The sequence below is a fragment of the Methanobrevibacter sp. genome (genome assembly GCF_045220775.1).
Classification (GTDB): domain Archaea; phylum Methanobacteriota; class Methanobacteria; order Methanobacteriales; family Methanobacteriaceae; genus Methanocatella.
Window position 1 is genome coordinate 1 of the sequence record NZ_JBGUWC010000147.1, and the last position, 6,653, is coordinate 6,653.

Here is a 6,653-nt window from a genome sequence, read left to right on the forward strand (position 1 = left end):
CAACTAAACGAGCAACACCATCAGCATCAGTCACACGATTATAAAGCTTACCATAAATACCAACTTTAATAGCAGCACCCGCAATAGGATTAACACCATCAGTCAAAGTAACAACCCAAGTACTGCCATCCTTATAAGTCATAACAAGATCATCCGCAGACAAAACAGGAGCAGATGGGAAGTTATTTATAACAATATTATTCTCGCCAACAACATTTACAGAAGAATCGCCTTTTAACTCATTAGCAATTAAATAGTTGCCGGTCACATTAGAGTTTTTAGCATCTCTTAGGTAAATTGCATATTTACCTTCAGTATATACAGTATTGTCCCTAATATCAAATATAAGTCCATTCAAACCATATTGAGCATAACTTATACCATATAACGCATTTAAATCATCATAACTGGCAACACTTTTGGAGTATATAGTATTATTGTAAATTTTTGCATTGGTATTTTGAATCTCCATACCTGAAACTAATGAATAAATATCTTCAGTTGCAAATCCTACAACACTAATGTTATTATAAGTAACTACAATATCAGCACTATCATAGTTTTGTGAGTAAATACCTAAAGCAGGACCGTTGGAAATTGAAGTTAAATTGTTGTGATCAATTATAAGGCCGATATATGGGCCATTAGATTGAATAGGATAAGCTGTTCCTCTAGCTTCAATACCTGAAGTTGTATTTACAATAACATTGTTGTATTTAACAGAAATATCCTCAAAAGCATATAAGTCCATTGCAATGGAATAGCTTGCTCTTCCAGCATTTACGCTATCAACTTGAGTAACATTATTCCAACTGATTTCCAAATTGTTAGCACCATAAACCAGAATTGAATCGATAGTTGGAAAATCTCCTGAAGCGGATTTTGTAACAACATTAATACTGTTTTCAGTTAAAAGACCGTTTTCACCATCCTGAATACCAATAGCCAAGATTAAATCCTGATTGATATCATCAAAGAATGATTCAGATGTACCATATGCGACATCTCTTGCCGGCAAAGAAGCATTGATTGTGTTTCCTTCAACTATAAAATCATTGCAACCCCTAATCTGCAAAGCATGTTGAGTTACATCAGCTTGATTGTTTGAATCAAACATTATAGTGGAGTTTAATAATTTGAAGTCGCTAGCTGAAATAGCTAAAATTCCAAATGCATTTGAATTACTTGGAGTGGAATAGTCAACTAAAACATTATTCAATTCAATATCATTTCCGGTAACTAAAATAATCGCACCGGAATTCTCATCAAAGCTAACATCGTTCGCAATTAAAGTCATATTGGTCAATTTAATATCATCTCTAGCAAGTGCAAATGCCATATCGCTGATAACAACATTATCGCCAATAATTGCAATAGGCTTTGAAATAGTTATTGCATTAATGCCTAAATCTGAGAAACTACCATGGAATACAAGTTCCTCTTCAGAAATTACATCCCTTAGCAATCCGTCAGCATCAAAGAAGTTGAAGAAAGTGCTGTTCCATAATTCACAGATTCCATCAACAGTTAAAGTTGCACTAGATTCATTAGCTTCAAATAGACCAGAATCATCGATAAACCTGGCAATCAACTCATAGGTGCCTAAATCATTAGGAATTACAATATCTTTAATTGCTTTTCCATTGTGGACTTCAATTGAATCAATGAAAGTATCTCCAGCATATAAATCAACCTTACCAATATCAACATTCTCATAAGAAGTTACATTAATTACTACATTAACCTTATCATATTTTTTAGCAGTAATATCGCCAACTTCAACCCTTACATATGATGAAACTAAACGTAAAACAACAGTTTCATTGTCAACATTAACAGCAAGGTATTTTAAACCATCCCCAACAGTAAGATTATAACTAAATTCACCATTTTCCAGTACACCATTGATATTACCGAGAGTTGTAATGATATTTACATCTCTAGGAACAGTAATTGGACTTGATAAAGTGCCGTTAGTTGTTCCGGTAGTGTAGCTATTAATGCTTGCAGTTAATTTTACAGTATTTCCGCTTTCAATAGCAGAATCGTTAGTTACAGTCAAAATAGCCCATCTGTTAAGAGTTGGTTTATAATTCCTGTATCCTCCGACAAGATTTTTTGGACTATCATTTGAACCCCACCAATTATCATTTAATGTGATTGCAGGGGATACCTGTTCAGTTTTATATCCGTAAACTGCTAAATCATTAGCGTCCTTATTATTGATTAAAACAGAGTTTGCAACATTTATAGTAGTGGATCTTGCATATATTGCTCCACCATTTGCATCACAGGTATTATTCTCAAATAAGGTGCCTGTGATAATCATATTACCGTCTCTTTGATAATTGGAAGTGCCTGTTCTGTAAATGGCTCCTCCACCAGTACCATCCTGTCCGTTAGCATGGTTTCCAATAAACTCAGAATCAGTGATTGTTACAGTAGCAGTAGAGTGGGAAATAAATATTGCTCCACCACTTGAAGTAGTGCCTGCTTTATTGTCAATAAAGGAAGTATTTTCAATTGTAAATCCGGTAATTTGTTGAGTGAATATTGCTCCACCACCTAAATTGTCATTACCAGACGCATAATTATTAATAAACTTAGAATTTATTAAGACAATTGAATTACCTGTAGACAAAGCGTTATTGGACCAGATAGCTCCACCTTCACGAGCGGAACAATTTGCAATGGTAGTGTTAATTAAAGTCAATTTACCTACGCTATAGATTGCTCCACCATGATTTTGACCTGCAGAGGAGTTGGCTAATGTACAATTAATCAATGTTAGGTAATTGGCATTTCCTAAAAGCGCTCCACTGTCTTCAGCGGAGTAACCGTTAATCATGATTACATTTCTTATAACAACATTCGCTTCGCTTCCGACATATAAAACTCTATTATTGTTTTGAGCATCAATAATGGCTCTGCCTTCACCGGTAATGTTTAAATCTTCATAAATGCTTCCTAAATAATCGGTTACGTGAGTACCTTCCAATAGTACAATTTGGCCGCTGGCAATTTCTAAAGCATGAGCAATGGTTTTAACTGCAGTCTGTCTTGTTTTACCATTATTTGTGTCAAGCCCATTAGTTGCATCAACATAAATTATTGATCCCTCTTCTTCATTTCCATTGACAGTAATCGGAACAGCAGCATTAGCTGATGTGATGGTGATTGTGTCTTCATCAGCACTTTGAGCTGTGTATGTGAATTGGGCAATGTTTGAAGAAGTTGTTTTAGTCTGTTCATCTAAAGCACCGTTGATTGCTCTTGCAGATACCTCAACTTCAGGAATGCTGTCGCTTAAAGGTTTTAAAGCATCAGTTGAATCAATGTATTTGGTAAACTCAACAGTGATTGCGACTTCATCACCGGCGCTAACATTATTTTCAGTCAAATCAGTAGTAACACTCATGTAAACCCAATTTGATGAGTCTATTACACATTCCACATCGTTGTAATCATCATCTTCATAAGTTCCGACGCCGTTTAATGATGAAGGATTTCTATTAGTTCCCCACCAGTTGTATTGGGCATTTGCATCATATTCGCTTTCTGAATAAATAAGTGAGTTTTCAGCATTTGTCAATAATACGCAGTAGTTAATTGTTAATTTACCGTAATTGTAAATAGCATCACCGTGATTGTCGCCTCCTACAGTGTTAGCGGTATTGTTAATGAATGTTGATTTTGTAATTGTTGCAATCCTATTATATCCTACACTGATTGCTCCACCGTCTCTGGCCGCTTTGTTATTGATGAATGTTGAGTTAGTTATAGTAAATGCATCACAGTCACTAATTGCTCCGCCATAACTGTTTGCATTTGTATTGTCAATGAATTTTGAGTCTTTTACAGTGATTTTCTTATTTGATTTTACAATTCCGAGCTTACCGGTGTTATTGATGAATTGGGTATTTTCAATGATTAAATCGCCGGAATATCCTGACAGATAGCAAATTGCATAATCGGTTACTGTGTTATTTTCAAATAAAGTATTATTAATGACAATTTGAGCAGAGCTTGAGTCTGAAATTACATTTCCACCGTTATGGTTTGCAATAATACAATTGTTAATGGTAAGCTTGCCTGATTGGATGATAAGGCTGCCGCTTCCAGGATTATCAGTAATGTTTACATTATCCAAGACCAATTCGCCAGCATAGCTGTTTATTACTTGACCAAAATCGGCATTTGCACCGGCAAGAGTCAAATTAGTCAATATGAACTTGGTAGCATTGGTAGGATAGCCTGTAGCGAACAGTCCGCCTTGATTGTTTGCATCCAAAGTGACTTTACCTACTCCGGTTATGCTTAAATCACCGGTTACCTGATAGTCATGTCCTGTGTATGTGCCCTCATCTATGATGATTTGGCCAATTCCATCATTTGCAAGTTCAATTGCCTTTGCCAAAGTTGCTACAGGAGCATCAACTGAACCTTCATTGGCGTCATCACCAATTTTGCTTACATAAATTATTCCGCGATATGGCGCATCGCCTTCAATAGTGACTTTTACATCATCGCCATCGCAGGTTAAAGTGATTACATCATTTACCTCTGTTACAGTAAATGTCTGTGATTTTACTTCTCCTTTTTGAACTGTCATGCTTGCAGGAGCAATTGCGCCGTTTTGAGCAGATACGGAAATACTGTATGAATCCTTAGGAATTTCACCACCTGTCAACTCTTCAACAGTTCCAGAAGAAGTTTTTACATGATTAAAGTCTACTGTTAAGGTTACTTCATTGTTTTGAGATAAATCGGAATCATCGACTTCCACATTCATTATAACCCAATTGTCCACTTTAACATCAGGCTGGTCATTTGTTCCCCACCAGTTGTTATTGGCAGTTATGGTTCCGGATGCACCAACAAAGCTGTCTACATTATTATTGCTGATATCACAATATTCAACATTGATGCTGCCTTTTTGATTGTAGAATAATCCTTTGCCTGATTTCACAATGTTGTTGTTTGTAATTACACATTGAGCAATGTTAACATCTGAATTGTCATTATTTGCCCAGATCAGATTGTCTCCACCATTATTTCCACTAAGTGAAGTATTTATAACATTATTGGAAATTGTGGTGTTGACAATGGTTAATTTGGATCTTGTTTCAATCAAGCTCAATGCAGGACCGTTGTTGTTGGTAATTCTTGAATTTGATATGGTCAAATCTGCCTCATAAGTGTTGATATAGATAAGAGTCCTTAAATATGAAGCGTCATTTGAGCTGGCAATATTCGGATTTAATCTACAATTTCTAATTTCAACATTATCTAAAATGAATTTACCATCACCATTAACAGTTAAAATTGCAGTATTTGAAGCAGAACCAGTAACATCCTCAATAACAGAATTTATAACATTTGTATTTCCATTATCGTTTCCTATTGCAATAGCACCTAATCTTGAATTGATACTTCTAAAGTTACAGTTATCAATGGTGAAGTTACCATTTTTACTGTATAATACTAAAGCCGCTGAAGTTCTGACAGTTGAATCAATATCAACAAAATCAAGGTTCTTGAAGTTCCATACCAAATTATCTCCATAAACATCAAAGACATATGCTCCATTTCCTTGAATTATTACTTCTCCTTTTTCCTGACCTATTATGGATAATGATACGCCCACATCATCACTAATGTCAATGGCATCAGTTGAATAATAACCATTCAGTACATAAACAGTTGCAGTTTTATTTTCTCTAGCTTTAACAATGTCAACTGCATGAGAAAGAGTAGCTATTGCACTATCTTCAGATAAACCATTATTTTCATCATCACCAATTTCAGATACATAAATAGTTCCTTCAGGAAGTGAAATCGGTTCTCCTTCATGAATAAGCCCAGGTATAGTTTCAGTTAATGGTCCATCTGTATTTAATGTGTTTTCACTATATACCTCATTCTTGATGAAGACTGTTTCTCCACCGCTAGTATCACTAACAGCAGAAGAACTTGTTCTATAATCTCCACCCCCATTCTCATCGACACCAATTGTGTCACCACTAACACTTAACTCTTCATAGGGGACATCAGCAGCAACTGCCTCATCAATATAATCATTCCCTAATGTTTCATTAAGTGTTTCATCCGCACTAACAGTATTAATACATGATAATAGTATTAACACCAATAATGCACAAATAAAAACTCTTTTATTAATCTTCATTTAATCACTCGATTAAGTATTATAAAGTTAAACTTAAAAAATATAAAAAAACTTTACATTAGTATCTTTGTCAAAAGTAATATTTAAATACAAATAAACTTGATAGAAAATAAGTTTAAAATGAGTAAGAATAATAAAAAATTATGAATTTAAAATCATCTAATAAAAAAGAAAAAGGTTAGGCTTAAGAAATAAGCCTAAATCTAAATTTATATGTTTATTTTACGCATTGTTTACAACAGCTGTGTTGTTTATTACAACACCGTTGTATTCTGCTTTTAATTCATAGCTTCCAGCAGCTAGGTTGATTGTTAATCTTGCAATACCATTGGAATCTGTTTTTGCATTATAAGTAATTCCTTTAACGGTTATTTTAACGATTTGACCGCGTAAAGCAACTGCTTGGCCTTCGGAGTTCACTAATTGGACTTCGTAAGCTGTACCGTCTTTGTAGGTCATGTTAACA

At 34.7% G+C, this 6,653-nt stretch carries 1 protein-coding gene and 1 pseudogene; both read right to left on the minus strand.

The window, feature by feature from the left end:
* Positions 1–6,187: beta strand repeat-containing protein (locus ACJROP_RS09565; protein WP_406535240.1), on the minus strand; the 6,187-nt coding region annotated here is incomplete at its 3' end.
* A 222-nt stretch (positions 6,188–6,409) separates the two neighbouring features.
* A pseudogene (locus tag ACJROP_RS09570) lies at positions 6,410–6,653 on the minus strand (Ig-like domain repeat protein); the annotation flags it as partial.